Genomic DNA, 16209 nt, shown 5'->3' on the forward strand with positions numbered 1-16209 from the left:
CGGACGCCCGGTCCGCTCAGTCGCGACGACCCTGGGCGGCCGGGGGAGTCAGCAGGTCCTGGAGTTCGCGGTGCCGGAACTGGTACGTGGCGCCGCTGACGCGCAGCAGCCGCGCCTCGCAGGCCCAGTCGAGGAACGCCCACAGCCGCAGCGGCAGCAGGCCCCGCGCGGCGGCGACGGTCAGGCCCACCATGGTCCGGGACCAGGCGATCGCGCCGAACGCGAGTCCGAACGCCACGCCGCCGGTCACCGCGCACGCGAGCGCCGCGAGGACGCCCTGGTTCATGACGAACACGAGGAACGCGGCCTCCCCGCCGGTGAGCCCGAAGGCCACCCCGATCAGCGGGTTGCGGTGCAGGGCCTCGCGCGGGTGGGCCAGTTCCGCGTCCTTGCTCCAGCCGCCGGTCGCGATCCGGAAGACGACGCCGAGCGCGAAGGCCAGCAGGAACGCCCCCGCCACCCCGAGGGCCATCGGCACCGGACCGGCGTCGGCGAGCCGTAGCGGCGGCAGGCCGGTGAGCGCGCCGCACAGCCCGAAGCCGAGCAGCGTCACCGGCTCCGACCGGACCGCCTCCGCCACGGTCATGCGTTCGGGGCCCCGGCCCGCCGCGGTCACCCCGATGACCGTCCCGAACACCGAGCCACCGGCGGCCCCGGCCGCGACGGCGAACCCGGGCCCGAAGACCTCGCCTCCGGTCAGCGCGAACCCGGCCAGGCCGCCGGGGACACCGGCCGACGCGCCGGCCAGCGCCCCGCACAGGCCGCCGACCACGCGTCGGGCACGGGGCACGTTGGCCCGGCCACCGGCGGCGGCGGGCCACTGCGACAGCGACAGGCCGGTGGCGATGCCCACCCACGCGGCCATCAGCCCGAGGGTGACGCCCTCGCCGAGACTGATCCGGTCGCGCAGGTCGCCGGGTTCGTCGACCGCCGACCCGGTCCAGAAGGCCAGCATGGCGATCACGGCGAGGACCAGGCAGCACAGGCAGTGCAGCGCCCGGACGCGCCGCCGACCGCCGATCGGCCACAGCAGGTGCGGGACGATGTCGATCGCCGTCAACCCGGGCGGGGGCCGTTTCGTGCCGGTGGCGGCGGCGTCCTGCCATCGCAGGTGGGCTGCCAGGGTCCGCAGCCACCGCCGCACCTGGTCGGGACGGTACGGGGTGCCGGAGGCGGTGCGGGGCGTGAGCCCGGTCGCCGCCGGGATGTAGGAGTCGAGCAACCTCTGGGCGATCCGCGCCGCGCCGTCCCGCGGATCCGGGTCGTCGCCCGCCCGGAGCAGTTCCGCCGGGTCGGCGCCGGACTCGACGGCGGTCGCCGTCAGCGTCAGCCGCCAGGGCGTGGCGAGGGCGAGGTGGACGGCCGTCGCCGACGGCCCGGACAGGGCCGCGTCGACGCCGTCGCGGTGCGGCCCGCACGGGTGACCGTCCGGCCAGCGGCTGGCGAGGTAACTCCTGATCTGCGCGACGGTCAGGCCGTGCAGGTGGATCCGGACGGCGCCCGCGAGCCCGGCGCGGGCCGCCAGCAGTTCCGCGTGCCGGTCGGCGCGGCACGTCACGACGACCGCTCCGGGATGCCGTCCCGTCAGGTCGCTGTACCGGTTGAGTTCGTTCAGCAGCCCGATCGCGCGGCGCGGCGGGCCCGTGACGGGCTCGGGGTCGAGTTCGTCCAGGCCGTCCACCACGGGCAGGACCCGGCGGTCGCGGACGAGCCGCGTCGCGTCCTCGGGCCCGAGGCCGAAGTTCTGGACGATCTGGTCGACGAGCCACGGCTCGAACGGCGTCCCCGACGTCCACCGCGCGGCGTTGAGCCGCACCGGCACCATCGCCCGGTCGGGAGGCGGCCCGTCGGCGGCCACGAACGGCTCGACGAGTTGCAGGACCAGTTCGATCGCGAGCATCGTCTTGCCCGCGCCCGACTCGCCCACGACCAGCAGGCGCCGCGGGTCGAGCCCGCCGAAGAACCGGCTGATCGAGCGGAGGTCGTCGATGATCTCCCGGGCGGAGTCGTCGTCGTGGTCGACCGGCACCGGGCTCGGTCCGAAGGAGAGCGGCGCGATGCTGTGACCGCCGAGGAGCCCCTTGCGCGCCCGGTCCTCCTCCCGCGCCACCCGGCGGGCGAGCAGTTCTACGGCCGGGTCGGGCTCGGAGCGGCCGGCGTTCTCCGACGTGGACGGTTCCGGCGGGGCGGCGACGTCCGGCTCGGTCAGGGCGGTCCTCGCCGTCCGCCACCGCTGGACCTCGGCAGGGATCAGTTCGGCCGGATGGTCGCAGTAGCGAAGGCACGCGGTGACGAACGCCTTGACGAAGTCCCAGCGCGGCAGCCTCTCGGTCTGCCGCAGCAGTTGCGAGGTCGTGCTCTTCGGCAGCGCGTCGACGGTGTCCCCGTCCGGGGTCAGGGTCTGACCGCCGAGGGAGCGGAGCCTGCTCAACGACGGATCGCCCGCCCACTGCCTGAGCTGTGTCAGCGCCTTGACGAAGTCGGCGACGGTGGTGGCCTCGGTGGGGTCGGGCGGGTTCGGCCGGTCCGTGGTCATCGGTCCCCCGTGCTCGCCGACGACCAGGTGAACGACGCGTTCCGGCGGCGCGGCCACTGCCCGTCCACGCAGGCTCCCTCCAGCGTCTGCACGTGGCGCGACTCCATCAGGAAGTTGCGTGCCTCATCGGCTTCGACCAGGTCACGGCCGACCGCGATGGGGACGAACCCGTGCCGGGGGATGTACACCCATCGCCCGCGATCCCAGTCGTAGGGGTCGAACCAATGGTGCCGTACCGTTCCGGACACGCGAACCCGCGTCCCTGACCGGGTCAGGACGAACGATCCCCGCGAACGCAGCAGGCTCATCCTGCTGACATAGAACAGTTCCGTGCCGATGAAGGCGTTCACGCGTGCGTCCCAATGGTCGCGCAGCCATGTCGAGGCGCCATCGGTCAACCGCCCCGCCTCTTCCACGAGCTGCCGTTCGAACCTGCGCTGGTTGCGGCGTTCGGCCTTCCGGATCGCCTTGAACGAGCGCAGCCAGCGCGGCGACAGCGTGCGGGCGGCGCCGACGCCGTCCATGAAGTGCTCAAGGAAGTCGGACGCGATCGGATGGACGGCCCGGCCCTCGTCGATGATCGAACGGAACAACGTGACCAGTTCCGGCGTGGGTTTCCCCGTCCGCCGCCGGAAACCTCGGATGAACACCGTTTCGCTCCGTCCCGCCGGTCACTCGCACACGTTCACGTACTTCTCGCCGGGCACGAACCGCTGCCACTCGGCACGTGTCAGTGAGCGGCCCGCCCCGGCGCAGAGCGTCGAAGCGGGATCGGTGGTTTCGACGACCTTCCATACGCGCGCCGTTCCGTCCAGGGCGACGCTGGCGACGGCCGTGCCCGTCGAGCTGTAGGTCACCCGCGTCACCCGGTCGGTGTGACCGGCCAGTGGCGGTCCGATCTGACGGCGGGTCGCCAGGTCCCACAGCCGGACGGTGCGGTCCGCCGAACCGGTGACGAGCGTCCGGCCGTCCGGGCTGAACGCGACCGTGTCGACGAGACCGGCGTGGCCGGCCAGGGCGGTTCCCGTCTGCCTCTGGCGCTGGACGTCCCACAGCAGCACGGTCATGCCGGACGTGGTGGCCAGGGTCGTCCCGTCCGGGCTGAACTCCAGATCGTCCAGGAAACCTCCGTCGACGGCGGCGCTCAACGGGCGTCCGATCTGGCGGCGGGTGCCCACGTCGAACAGCCGCACGGAACGGTCCCTGCCCGCCGTCGCGAGGGTCTTGCCGTCCGGGCTGAACGCCGCCGTCGACACGCGGTCGGTGCGCCCGGGGAGGGTGATGCGGGGACCGACCTCGCGGCGGGCGTTGACGTCCCAGAACCCAATGGACCGGCCGTGCAGGACGGCGAGAAGACCCCCGTTCCGGGCGATTTCCACCTGCCACCGCTCGCCGCCGGAGTAGACCGGCGGGCCGGTCGGGCGGCCGGTGGCGGTGCTCCACAGCCGTACGGTGCCGCCGAGCGTGGCCGTCGCGAGCGTCCCGCCGTCGGGGGTGAACCGCACCGCGTACACGGCGGGGACACGGCCCGGCGCCATAACGTCCGGTCGCAGGGGCCGACCGTTCCGGCGGGTGGCGGCCACCTCCCAGAGCCGGACCGTGCCGCGCCCGGCGGCGGCCAGCGTCCTGCCGTCCGGGCTGAACCGGACGTCGGACGTCGCGGGGATCGCGGCACCGACCTGCCGGTGGGTCGCCGGGTCGACAAGCCGGACCGTGCCGTTGTCATCGGCGGCGGCGAGGGTCCGCCCGTCCGGACTGAACGCCACCCTCCGGACGGGCTGCGGCCCCTCGGTGACAGCGGGGCCCACGGGCCGGTGATCGGCGACGTCCCACAGCCGGGTGGAGCCATCGGCGCCGGCGGTGGCGAGCCGCGTCCCGTCCGGGCTGAACGCCGTCCCGTGAAAACCACCGGCGGGATTCCGGAAGGGCGCGCCGATCTGGGCGTGGGTGGTGAGATCCCACAGCCGGGCGGTCCCGTCCGCGCTCGCGGTCGCGAGGATCGTCCCGTTCCGGCTGACGGACACGTCGCGGATGACACCGGTATGCCCGGTGAACGGCTTCCCGACCTGACGGCGCGTGGTGGTGTTCCACAACCGGACGGTGTGGTCGGCGCCGGTGGTGACGAGGTGCTCGCCGTCCCGGGTGAAAGCCACCGGCCAGGAGGAAGCGTCGTCCGGCGCCGTGCCGGGGCCGCGGAGGGGCTCGCCGATCCTGCGGCGCGCGGCCACGTTCCACAGTTGAGTGGTCCCGTCATGGCTCGACGTCGCGAGGGTCGTCCCGTCCGGGCTGAACGCGATCGCCTCCACGGTCTCGGCGCCCTTCACCGAACCCTGCACGTCGAGCGGCATACCGGACGGGCGTCGGGTGGGCACGTCCCAGAATTGAACGTTCCACTGGCACACCGTGGCAAGCGTTTTCCCGTCCGGGCCGAAGGCCAGATCGAACCCCGCGTCGCAGGACGACAGCGCCGTCCCCGACCGGGCGGTCAGGGCGCCGAGCCGCCGACGCGACGCGGCGTCCCACAACTGGACGGCGCCGTTCACCCCGGTCGCGAGAACCGAACCGTCCGGGCTGAACTCCGCCTCCACATCCCGGCCGGGCCGCGCCACCCCGGGAAGGACCGTGCGGCCGGGCCGCGACGCCGCGTCGAGCATCCGGTGCCGGGCCTGCGGGGTGGGGGCGATCCGCCAGGCCGTCACCGCCAGCAGCGCCGAGACCACGGGATCGTCGACGACCTCGCTCTGCGCCGCGAGCTGCCGCGAGACCGCCAGCCTGCGCTGCCGTTCGGCGTCGTCCGCCGCGTCGACGGCGACGACGGCCGCGACCAGCGCCAGCGCGGCCAACGCCGCGAGTCCGGCCACCACGGCGCCCCGGCGGCGACCGGCGGTCCGCGCCGCCCGCGTCGACGCCGCCACGAAACCGTCCGCGATGGGGCCGGGCGGCGGGAAGCTGTCGGGGTCGCGGTCCCATCGCGGACGGCTGTCCTCGACCGCCAGCAGCCGGGCGCCCCGGTACAGGTAGGCGGGGTCGCGGTGATGCTCGGCCCACTGCGCGGCGTCCTCGATGAGCCGGTCGTACACCGCCTGCGCGGTCAGGTCCGGTTCCAGCCACCGCGCGAGGGTCGGCCACGCGACGAGGAGCGCGTCGTGCGCGATCTCCACGGTGTCCTCATGCAGGGTGAGCAGGCGCTGGTCGGCGAACGCGGACAGCAGCGCCTCGGCCCGGCGGCGCTCCTCCGGCGTGTCCGCGGACGCGGCGGCGTGGACGTCGGCCCACGTCACCCGGCGCCGCACCACCCGCCCGCCCGGGGTGATCAGCGTCATCCGGCGGAACAGCCGCAGCGCGGTCGTGCGGTCCTCCGGCCGCAGGCGGTCGAGGACCTCGTCGGCCGTGCGCCGGACCGCGTCGCGGACCCGTCCGGACTCCTCGTACCCCCGAAGGGTCAACCGGCCGTTCTCGCGCCGCTCCCACGTGTTGAGGAGCGCCTGCGAGAGCAGCGGCAGCGCGCCCGCGTCGTAGGGGTCCGCGCGGGTCCGCTCGGCGCGCAGCTCGTCCAGGACGGTCTCCACCAGCCCCGGTTCGATCTCCAACCCGGCTGCGGCGGCGGGCCCGATGACGGCCAGCCGCAGATCCGGCTCCGCCATCGGCTCGACGATGACCTGGCCGTCCTGGATCGCCTCGGCGAAACGCGGGTAGGCGGCGCAGCGGTCCCAGTAGTCCGCCCGCACGCCGACGACGACGGCCGCGTGGCACGGTTCCCCGGCCAGGGCGTGCAGCGCGCGCACATAGGCCTGGCGCTCCCGCTCGTCGGTCACCAGCGTGAAAAGCTCCTCGAACTGGTCGACCACCAGGACGAAACGTCCCACCGGTTCGAGTGCCCGCTCCGGATCGCGCCGCAGATCCGCGCACACCGCCTCGGCGTGGCCGCCGTGTGCCCGCGTCCAACATTCGGCCAGGGCGCGCAACGGCTCGGCGGTCGGCGTGACGAGCAGGCGCGGCCAGCGCCGCGAACCGGCGACCGGCAACATGCCCTTCGCCAGGGCGGGCAGCAGCCCGGCCCGCAACAGCGACGACTTCCCGACGCCCGACGCTCCGGAGACCAGCAGCAGGGACCCGGTTCTTTCCAGACGCGTCCCGAGACGTTCCAGAAGGTCGCGGGTCGCCCGCGCCCGTCCGAAGAACAGCTCGGTGCGGTCGGTCTCGAACGGCGCGAGCCCCTGATACGGGCACACGTCCGGCGCGTCGTTCCGTTCGGAGTCGCCGCCGTTGTCCACGGCGGTCATTCTGACCACTCGGGTCTACCTTGATCAATCGCGCCCGAATTCCGGCAAGGGCGTTCGCGGATTTCACGGCGGGAAGGGGCAGCAGTCAGGCTGCTGCCCCTTCTCTCACTGCCGGGGAAGTTCGGGGGCCTCCGGAGCAGTGAAGCTGTGCCGCGATGCGCTGGTCTCAGTTTTCGCCTCCCCTGGACCCGCCGTCCAGGACAGTCACCGGACTTCTCCCGGACGATTCAGGCCCTCGCTCTACGTGAGCCGGACGCGGTCACCGGGACGGACGCGGCGTGAGCGGCGGGCTGTACCGGGTGAAGGCGGGCGCCATGGCCTTCTTCGGCTTGTCGTACGCCGCCACCAAGTGGAAGCGCGGGTCGAACCGGTTCGCCTCGGCGTTCAGCCGACGAGGGTCGGTGTGCCGCGGCCAGTGACCGGTGTCGATCCTGGTCAGCAGCGCGCGGAAGGCGGTGAGCTCCTCGGCGGCGTTGAACGAGCAGTGCCCGCCGCGCTCAACGTAGAACTGGCGCAGCCGGTCGGGGTGGCCGTTGCGGCGGACCTGCTCGGCGTACCAGCGGCCCTGGTCCGGCGGCACCCCGGCGTCACCGGTGGTGTGCAGCCCCACGATCGGCACCCGCGTGCCGCCGGTCGGCACCCCGTACCGGTACATGTAACGCAGCGCGTCCCGCTCGGGCGCGATGCGCGGCGCGGCGGCCAGCCGGGCCAGGTCGGCCCGCAGATCAAGACCCGCCTTCCGGTACGCCCGCTCGACCGCGGCCCGCTGCCCGGACCTCGCGAGCTGACCGGTGTAGTTCACGCCGACGTTCGAAAGCGGATTGCCACCGGCCCGCCGGGCGATGTCGGCGAACGCGACCGTGCCGTTGCCGTCCACCTTGGCCCACTGCACCCAGTCGGACTGCCGCCGGATCCACTCGGCTGGATCGGTCGGCTTGGGCTCGTGCGGGTGGAACCAGCCGGTCACGTTGCCGAGCGCGGCGGCCAGCGCGAGACGGGCCTGCCCTTGGCGGGTTTCGCGCGTCCGGTTGATCGCGTCGTGCAGCGCGGCCCGTCCGGCCTTCGGGTCGCGGGAGTTCACGAGGTCGATGTCCTCGCCCGGGGCGAGCAGCGTCTTGACCGCGAAGTTGATGTCGAGCGCGGTGTTGAAGGTGTTCAGCGGGTCGTACACGGCGCACAGGTTCAGCGCGCCGTCGAACCGGCGCGGGTACCGCTCGGCGAGCAGGGTCGCGATCGACCCACCCAGTGACTGGCCGCTCAACACCGTCCGCCGTGGCTTTCCGACCTTGGCGTTGAACCAGTCGAGCAGCGTGAGCTGGTCACGCATCGCTTCCTCGATGAGGTAGCCGACACCCTTGTTCTGGTATTCGGAGGCGGCGAGGGCGTAGCCGTGTTCCAGCAGCCACTCGCGGGTCTCGTCGTTGTTGGAGAGCGGCACCTGCTCGAAGGTGTAACCCTCCGGGTAGTAGCCGTGGCTGTAGAGCACCAGCGTGCCGTTCCAGCGCTTCGGCACCTCCACCCGGTATCGGGCGCCGTTGATTTCGCCCTCGTGTTCGCGCGGCTCCTGCGCCGCCGCCTGCGCGGGCAGAGCGACCGCCGACGCGCAGACCACGACGCCCGCGATCAGCGCGGCGAGCAGTCTCCTCATGATCATCATCCTTCTGGCTCGTCCGGGCCGTTCCCCGGAGTCCCTTCATGCACAGGTCGAACGGGAGGCCCACGGATCGACACGAACCCCGGACGAGAACCCATGCGCATAGCGCTCTACACGTGGACGGTCGGGTGGGGCGATGCGACCCTCACTGGTAGGTGCGAGAAGGCGGGGGACACGGGACCGGAGAATGGGGGTCGGCTTGGGCGGCGTAACGCGGAAACCGGTGCTGGTGCTGATGGGGTCCGGTGAGACCAGCCCGACGATGGTGAGCGTGCACCGGGAACTGGTCGACCGGCTACGACCGAAATCGGCGGTGCTGCTGGACACGCCGTACGGCTTCCAGGAGAACGTCGCCGAGATCTCGGCGCGTGCGCAGGCGTACTTCGAGCGGAGCGTCGGGCTGACCGTGGACGTACCGCCCGGCCTGCGCGGATTAGCCGAGATCGGCGCGGGAGACGACCCACGGCACGATGGTGCGCGGGCGCGCGCCGCCGACGTCGGCCTGGCGGCGGTGCGCGGCGCGGACTGGCTGTTCGCGGGCCCCGGAAGCCCCACGTACGCGCTGACGCAATGGCGGGGCGGGCCGGTGGGGGACGCGCTGGCCGATCACGTCCGGACGGGCCGCGCCGCGCTGGTGTTCGCGTCGGCGGCGGCGTGCACGCTCGGCGCGTACGCGCTGCCGGTCTACGAGATCTACAAGGCGGGCGCGCGCCCGCACTGGCTGAAGGGTCTTGACGTCCTGGGACGCCTGGGGCTGAAGGTCGCGATGATCCCGCACTACGACAACGCCGAGGGCGGCACCCACGACACGCGGTACTGCTACCTGGGGGAGCGGCGGCTGCGGGTCCTAGAGCGGGAACTGCCGGACGACGCGGCGGTGCTGGGCCTGGACGAGCACACGGCCGCCGTGATGGATGTGGGCCGTGGCCTGGTGGAGGTGCGCGGCCGGGGCTCCATGACCGTCCGGCGGTCGGGGGAGAGCGTGGTCGTCCCGTCCGGCGAGAGGCTGGCCCTGACCGACCTGCGCGCGATGGTCCGCGGCGAGGCGGCGCGGCGGGCGCCCGTCCCGCCCCGGGACGGCGACACCGAGGCGGTGCCGCCGCCCGCGACGCTGCGCGACACCGTCGTCGGTTGCGAGCGGCGCTTCGAGGCCGGTGTCCGCGAGGGCGACGCCGAGGCGCTCGTCCGGGCCGTGCTCGACATCGACGCGGCCGTGGCCGAGTGGGCCGGGGACACCGAGGAGGACGAGGGCGGCACCGACTGGGCCAGGGACGTGATGCGCTCCCTGGTCGTCCGGCTCGGGCAGACGGCGGGACGCGGCCTGGCCGATCCGCGGGACGCCCTGGCACCAACGGTCGAGCCGTTGATCCGAGTCCGCGCCGAACTGCGCCGCACGGGCAGCTATTCGCTCGCCGACGTCGTCCGGGACGCACTGAAGGCCGCCGGAGTGGAGGTCCGCGACACACCGGACGGCACTCACTGGCAGCCGGACGCCACCTGACGGACAGCGCGCGATCCGAACTGCGCATGGCATGCTGTTGCAATGGGGTCGCAATACAGGGGGACGCAAGAGATCGTCGAGCGTGGTGCCGCCGTCGTGGTCGAGGTGCTCGCGCTCAGAGTCACAGGGGAGAAGGAGGTCGGGACCGACGCCTTGGCCTTCCGCGTGCTCACGGGAGAGCTGAACGACGGGCGGCATCCTGACGCGGTCGCCCGCGAACTGCTCGGGCTGTCCCATGACACCGCCGCGCATCTGCTGCACTCGACGAGTTGGCGGCACGACCCGTCCGGGCGGGTGCTGCTGACGTACGCGTGCTGCCCCGACCCGCGACCGGACCTCGCGGCCGTTCCGCTGACCGGTCGGGGGCTGGCCTATGGCGACGGTCCGGCGAGCCCGTCTCCGGGCCGACCGCGGATCGAGCAGGTCGCCGCGCACGCCGTCCGCCACCTGGCGTTCCTCTGGTACAACGACGCCGCCGCCCGCCGGGTGATCGACTCGGTCGAGGGGCTGGCCGCGATCCTCGCCCTGTCGTCCCCGGCTCCCGCCGGACAGTTCCCCGAGCCCGGCACCGACGGCTGGGCGGCGTTCGCGTCTCGTTGATCCGGGGCCGGGGCGCCTTGCGGGGAACATCAACACGCGTGCGGTGAGACACAAGGGCGGGCATGACCGGGCCCGATACCTTGATCGGCACGGTGCCCGGACGAGACGCGATGTCGCCCGTGCGGGGATGGGACCCGGGCGCCGTCCCCAACGGAAGGATCTCGGATCGTGACCAGCCTGACCGGACGGGTCGTGACCGTCGCCGGGCCGATCGACCCGCCCGACCTCGGGCACACCGTCACCTCGGTGCACCTGGTCAGCGACATGAACGGCGCCGCCACCGTCATCGCGGACAAGGCACCGGTGACCATCGACAGGCTGGGCGCGCTCGCCCTGGGCGCCCAGAACGAGGACGACCTCCGCCTGTCCGCCGAGGACGTCCGCTCCGACCTCGCCGACTTCGCCGCGCAGGGCGGCGGCGCCGTCGTCGACGTGACCGGCGTCGACCAGGGGCGCCGCCCGGACGAGCTGGCCCGCCTCGCCGAGACGACCGGGGTCACCGTGATCATGGGCTGTGGCGGTCACGCCCCGGACCGGGCGCCCGAGGCCCTCGCCGACGAGATCGTCCGTGAGATCCACGAGGGCGTGAACGGCGTCCCCGCAGGAGTGATCGGCGAGATCCCGACGCTCGACCTCGACCGTCCCGCCGACCGCGCCGTCGCCACGGCCGTCGCGGACGCCGCCCGGCGCACCGGCGCCCCGGTGCTCATCGACCGTGCCGCGACGCCGACCGCCACGCACGCGCTCCTCGACCTGTTCGCCGAGCGCGGCGCCGACCTCGGCCGGATCGCCGTCGGGCACTGCGACGACCTCGCGACCGACCTCGACGCCCTCGCGGCCCTCGCCGACCGGGGCGTCTTCGTCCAGTTCGACGGCCTGGGCAGGCTCTCCTCCGTCTACCGGGAGATCGACGACCAGGACGTCGCCGCCGCCGTCCTGGACCTCGCCGGACGCGGCCACGCCGACCGGATCCTGCTGTCGCCCAACGTCTCCCGCAAGATCGACCTGAAGGCCTTCGGGGGCGGCGGCTACGGCTTCGTCGCCCAACAGCTCGTCCCCTACCTGCGGTTCACGGGCGCGGACGACGCCCTGCTGGACTCCATCACGGCGGCGAACCCGCGCCGCTGGCTGACCTTCACGGAGGGCCGCGGATGACCCCGCCGTCGACCATTCCCGACCTTTCCGGCCAGGTGCTCACGGTCGCCGGGCCGGTGGACCCGTCGACCCTCGGCCCGACGCTCATGCACGAGCACCTGTTCGTCGACCTGCGCCGCCCGGCCCACGCGCTGCGGCCGGGCGAGGACTCCCCGGAGGCGGCGGAACCGCTCACCCTGGCGAACCTGGCCCGCACCCGGCACGGCGCCGTCAACGCCGACAACGACGTCCTCGGCGACTTCGACGAGATGCTCGCCGAGGTCCGCGAGTTCCAGCGCACCGGCGGCGGCACGGTCGTCGAGGTCACGAACCTCGGCATCGGCCGCGACCCCGCGTCGCTGCTGCGGCTGTCCCGGGAGAGCGGCCTCAACGTCGTGATGGGCGCGGGCTGGTACACGCCGACGTTCCACCCGCTCGACATGGACGAACGGTCCGTCGACGACCTCACCGACGTGATCGTCCGCGACATCGTGGAGGGCGCCGACGGCACCGGGGTCCGCGCCGGGATCATCGGCGAGGTCGGCGCGGAGACGAACCCGCTGACGCCCGCCGAACTCAAGAGCGTCCGGGCCAGCGGACGGGCCGGCCGCATCACCGGCGCCCCGATCACCTTCCATGTCGGCGGGGTCGGCGAGGAGAAGTTCGTGGTCCTCGACATCCTGGAAGAGGAGGGCGTGGACCCGTCCAACGTCGTCTTCGGCCACGCCGGACTGATGGCGGTCGACCTGCCCTTCGCGCGACGGGTGCTCGCCCGTGGCGTCTTCATCGAGTTCGACTTCCTGGCCTCGCCGGGCAGCCCCTGGGGGCATCTGGTGCTCCTCGGCGAGCACAAGACCGCCCGCGGCCTGGCCGACCTGGTCGAGGACGGATACGCCGACCAGATCGTGCTCGGTCACGACGTCTGCCAGAAGATCCAGCTCAAACGGTACGGCGGTCAGGGCTTCAGCTACATCCCCGACCATTTCCTGCCCGCGCTGCGCCGCCTCGGCGTCGCCGACGAGGCCATTCACAAGATCATGGTCGACAACCCGGCCCGTGCCCTGACCTTCGCCGCCCCGGCCCCCTGACCCCGCTTCTCCTCGGGTTGCCGCATCCGGCCTTCGGCAACCCGAAAGACCGGCATAACGCGGCGTTCCCATCCTGTTACGCTGGGGCGTGATAACGGCGAGCCCAAGGAAAGGATTTTCCTCGGAATTCGGCTGTCCATAAACAGGGCTGTGCGGGTGTGGGCGATGAACGAACGAGGCGCGGAATCCGTACGCCCACGCCACTGGGCGCTGCTGTTGGCGGGCGTCACGTTGATCGCATTGGACGCCAGGCTGGCCGCCGGTTGGGGCACATTCCGTCCGCTGTTCTACACCAAGGAACTGGCGCAGGTCGCGGCCTGGCTGCTGACCGGGTTCTTAGCCGTCCGGGTGCGTCCACGGCGGCCCATGGGCACGCTGATGCTGCTCCTCGGGCTGCTCCTGGCCTGCACCGCCCCCGCCGCGTTCGCGCTCGACTCCGGCCCGGGGTGGCTCCGGCTGCTGGTGATGGTGTCGTCCTGGCTGAACGCCTTCCAACTCCCGCTCGGCGCGCACGTGTTCCTCGCCTACCCGACCGGAAGACTGCGCGACGACGCCGGGCGCCGGGTGGTCGCCGCGGGCTACTGGTACGGCACGTTCCACGCCGTCGTCCTCGCCTTGGTGGGCATGCCACGGCCGGACGGACCGTGCCGCGACGTCTGCGACCCCGTCAAACCGATCGACGACACCACCCTCAGCAACACGATCGGCCTCCTCGCGACGGCGGGCGGAGGGGTGCTGGTCGTCATCGGCGCGTCGGTGGTCGTCCGCCGCTACCGGTCGGCCGGATGGCGGGAGCGGCGGATGCTCGCCTTCCCCTCCCTCGCGATGATCGTGACGGCGACGCTGTTCACGCTGGTGAGCGTGCAGGGCGCGCTCCTGCCGTGGATCTTCCATCCCGTCTTCGACGGCACGCTCGCGGTCGCGCAGTTCGTGGCGGTGTCGTCCATCCCGGCCGCGTTCTTCCTGGGTCTCCTACGTGAACGGCTGGACGAGGCCCGCGTGTCCGACCTCGTCCGCGAGATCGCCGAACTCCCGCCCGGACGGCTCCAGGCCAAACTCGCCACGACCCTGCACGACCCCGGCCTGCGGATCGCCTTCCCCCTGGACGGCGGATACGTCAGCGCCGAGGGCACACCCGTAGAGGTGCCCGAATGGGACGCCACCACGGCGATCACCACGATCGGCGACCCGGACGACCCGGTGGCGGTGCTGATCCACCATCCGTCGCTGCACGCGGAGCCGCGGCTGCTGGAGGCCGTGACCGAGGCGACCCGGCTGGTCCTGGAGAACACCCGCCTCCAGGTGACGGCGCGCGCCCACCTCGCCCAGGTCCGGGCGCTGCTCGCGCGGATCGTCGCGGCCGAGGACGCCGCCCGCCACCGCCTGCAACGCGACCTGCACGACGGCGCGCAGGCACAACTGGTCTGGGCCGGGATGGAGCTGGCGCGGGTGCGTCAGGCGGCCGTCCGCACCGTCCCGCCCGGACGCCGCGACGACCTCGACAAGGCGATCGACGAGGCGGAGACGCGGCTGCGCGCCGCCCTGCGGTCCCTGCGGGAACTGGCCCGCGGCATCCACCCGGCCGTGCTGACCACCGAGGGGCTCCGGGCCGTGCTGCGCGAACTGGTCCGGCGCGCCGACGGCCCGGTTCGCCTGCACATGGACGGCCCGCTCACCGACCTGCCGGAACCCATCGCCCTCACCGGCTACTTCGTCGTCAGCGAAGCCCTCACCAACGCGTTACGCCACGCCGGAGCCGAACGCATCGACATCACCGCCGGACTCGCGGACGGCCAGGTGACCGTCCGGGTCGCCGACGACGGAACGGGCGGCGCCACCGTCCGCCCCGGTTCCGGCCTCGCCGGCCTCCACGACCGCGTGGCGGCCGTGGACGGCACCCTCGACCTGCGCTCAGACCCCGGCCAGGGCACCGTCCTGACCGCCGTGATCCCCTGCCCGGGACGCTTCGCGCGGGAGCCGGGTCACTTCGAGCAGGAGTAGACGAACGTGACGGTGTCCTGGAGCGGGCGGTCACCGAGAACGGTCAACGTGGCGGTGAACTTGCGGCGCCCCTCGCCGTGCAGGCGCCACAGCAGCCGGACGGTCGCCTGGGTGCGGTCCTTCTCGACGCCGTGGCGGCGCGGCGGTTCGGGGGCGTCCTCGTCGCTGCGCCACCACTGGTAGGAGATCTCGCCGGGCGCGCCGTCGGTGGTGAACGTGCCGGTGATGGTGACCTCGTCCCCGCAGCGTGGACGCGGGTCGTCGACCTTGACGTCCACGGCGGTCACGACCGGGTCGGCCTGCTCGGCGGGACGGTTCGCCCAGAACAGCAGCGCACCGGCCAGCGCGACCGGCAGCAGGAACGCCCACAGGACGCGGACGCCGCGCCGACGCCGCCGAGGCTTCGGCGGGACATAACCGGTCGTCCCGCCGAACCCGCCCGGCAGCTTGGCGGTGGGCACGTCGGTCGTGGTCCGCTCGGCGACCGGAACCCGCGTCGGCCCGGGGACGGTCGCCTCGTTCTCCACTGGCGGCGGCATATGCGGCATGGTGGAGGTGTCGCTCACCGAGCCCAGCATCTCCAGCAGCTCCGCCGCGGTCGGGCGGTCGTCCGGGTCCTTGCGCATCGCCGCGGACACCACGCCGCGCAGGTTCGGAGGCAGCCCGCCGAGGTCGGGCTCCTCACCCATGATCTGCCCGACCATCTGCTGGAGCGTGTCGCCGCGGAACGGGCGGTGCCCGGTGCCCGCGAACACGACCACCCCGCCCCAGGCGAAGATGTCGGACTTGGGCCCCGGGCTGTTGAGAAGCTGCTCGGGCGCCATATAGGACGGGGTGCCCACGGCCTGACCCTGGCTGGTCATGCGGGTGGCGTCCGGCGTGCGGGCGATCCCGAAGTCGATCACCCGGGGACCGAACCGGGACAGCAGCACGTTCCCGGGCTTGAGGTCGCGGTGCATGATCCCGGCGCCGTGCACCCCCTTCAACGCCGTGGCCACCGCGACCGCCAACTGGTGCAGCTCGGCGCCGTACAGCGGGCCGTCGCCCGCCACCAACTCATGCAGCGTCGGACCGTCGATGTACTCGGTGACCAGATACGGGACGGGCGCGTCCGGATCGGCGGCCAGCACCTCCGCCGTGGCGAACGCGGGGACCCGCATCGCGCACTCCGCCTCGCGACGGAAACGCGCACGGAAATCCTCGTCCCGGGCAAGCTCCGCACGAATCGCCTTGATCGCGACCAGCCGCCCGTCGCGGGCCCGCCCGGCGTAGACCCGGCCCATGCCGCCCTCACCGAGGACACCGGTGGTGCGGAACTCACCGAACCAGTGCGGGTCCTGCGGCCCCAACGGCCTGGTGCGGCCGGACGTCCCGTCCGCGTTCAGGGGTACCGTCATCGAAACTCCTCGACT

General features: G+C 73.0%; 10 protein-coding genes. 5 read left to right on the forward strand and 5 right to left on the reverse strand.

Going from position 1 to position 16209, the window contains the following annotated elements:
* Positions 1-16 precede the first annotated feature (16 nt).
* The 4 genes from D0T12_RS03585 to D0T12_RS03600 form a co-directional block, all read right to left on the reverse strand.
* Positions 17-2536: an NACHT domain-containing protein gene (locus tag D0T12_RS03585; protein ID WP_147339362.1), complete on the reverse strand. Its 2520-nt coding sequence runs from the start codon at positions 2534-2536 to the stop codon at positions 17-19.
* Positions 2533-3186: a hypothetical protein gene (locus D0T12_RS03590; RefSeq protein ID WP_117397776.1), complete on the reverse strand. Its 654-nt coding sequence runs from the start codon at positions 3184-3186 to the stop codon at positions 2533-2535. Before D0T12_RS03590 ends, D0T12_RS03585 begins: the two co-directional genes overlap by 4 nt.
* 21 nt (positions 3187-3207) lie before the next feature.
* Positions 3208-6819: an nSTAND1 domain-containing NTPase gene (locus D0T12_RS03595; RefSeq protein ID WP_117397777.1), complete on the reverse strand. Its 3612-nt coding sequence runs from the start codon at positions 6817-6819 to the stop codon at positions 3208-3210.
* A 259-nt stretch (positions 6820-7078) separates the two neighbouring features.
* Entirely contained in the window at positions 7079-8467 is a 1389-nt protein-coding gene (locus D0T12_RS03600) for an alpha/beta hydrolase family protein (RefSeq protein ID WP_199487262.1), read from the reverse strand.
* A gap of 229 nt (positions 8468-8696) precedes the next feature.
* Between D0T12_RS03600 and D0T12_RS03605 the strand changes: the two genes are divergently transcribed.
* The 5 genes from D0T12_RS03605 to D0T12_RS03625 all read left to right on the forward strand — a co-directional run bounded on the left by D0T12_RS03605 (position 8697) and on the right by D0T12_RS03625 (position 14797).
* Complete coding sequence (locus D0T12_RS03605) at positions 8697-9974, forward strand: CysS/YqeB C-terminal domain-containing protein (protein ID WP_117397779.1); 1278 nt, start codon at positions 8697-8699, stop codon at positions 9972-9974.
* A 42-nt stretch (positions 9975-10016) separates the two neighbouring features.
* Positions 10017-10574 carry a hypothetical protein gene (locus D0T12_RS03610; protein ID WP_117397780.1) on the forward strand — a complete coding sequence of 186 codons (558 nt, stop codon included), beginning with the start codon at positions 10017-10019 and terminating at the stop codon, positions 10572-10574.
* Positions 10575-10742: 168 nt separating this feature from the next.
* Entirely contained in the window at positions 10743-11729 is a 987-nt protein-coding gene (locus tag D0T12_RS03615; RefSeq protein ID WP_158581391.1) for a phosphotriesterase family protein, read from the forward strand.
* Positions 11726-12796, forward strand: coding sequence for a phosphotriesterase family protein (locus tag D0T12_RS03620; RefSeq protein ID WP_117397782.1), 1071 nt, complete (start codon positions 11726-11728; stop codon positions 12794-12796). The genes D0T12_RS03615 and D0T12_RS03620 overlap by 4 nt, the downstream gene beginning before the upstream one ends.
* 165 nt (positions 12797-12961) lie before the next feature.
* Positions 12962-14797, forward strand: coding sequence for a sensor histidine kinase (locus tag D0T12_RS03625; protein ID WP_147339364.1), 1836 nt, complete (start codon positions 12962-12964; stop codon positions 14795-14797).
* Here the strand turns inward: D0T12_RS03625 and D0T12_RS03630 are convergent.
* On the reverse strand, positions 14779-16194 hold the full coding sequence (locus D0T12_RS03630) for a serine/threonine-protein kinase (RefSeq protein WP_158581392.1): 1416 nt from the start codon (positions 16192-16194) through the stop codon (positions 14779-14781). The genes D0T12_RS03625 and D0T12_RS03630 overlap by 19 nt on opposite strands.
* Positions 16195-16209: the final 15 nt, after the last annotated feature.

Origin of the sequence: Actinomadura spongiicola (assembly GCF_003432485.1) — a bacterium.
Taxonomy (GTDB): Bacteria; Actinomycetota; Actinomycetes; order Streptosporangiales; family Streptosporangiaceae; genus Spirillospora; species Spirillospora spongiicola.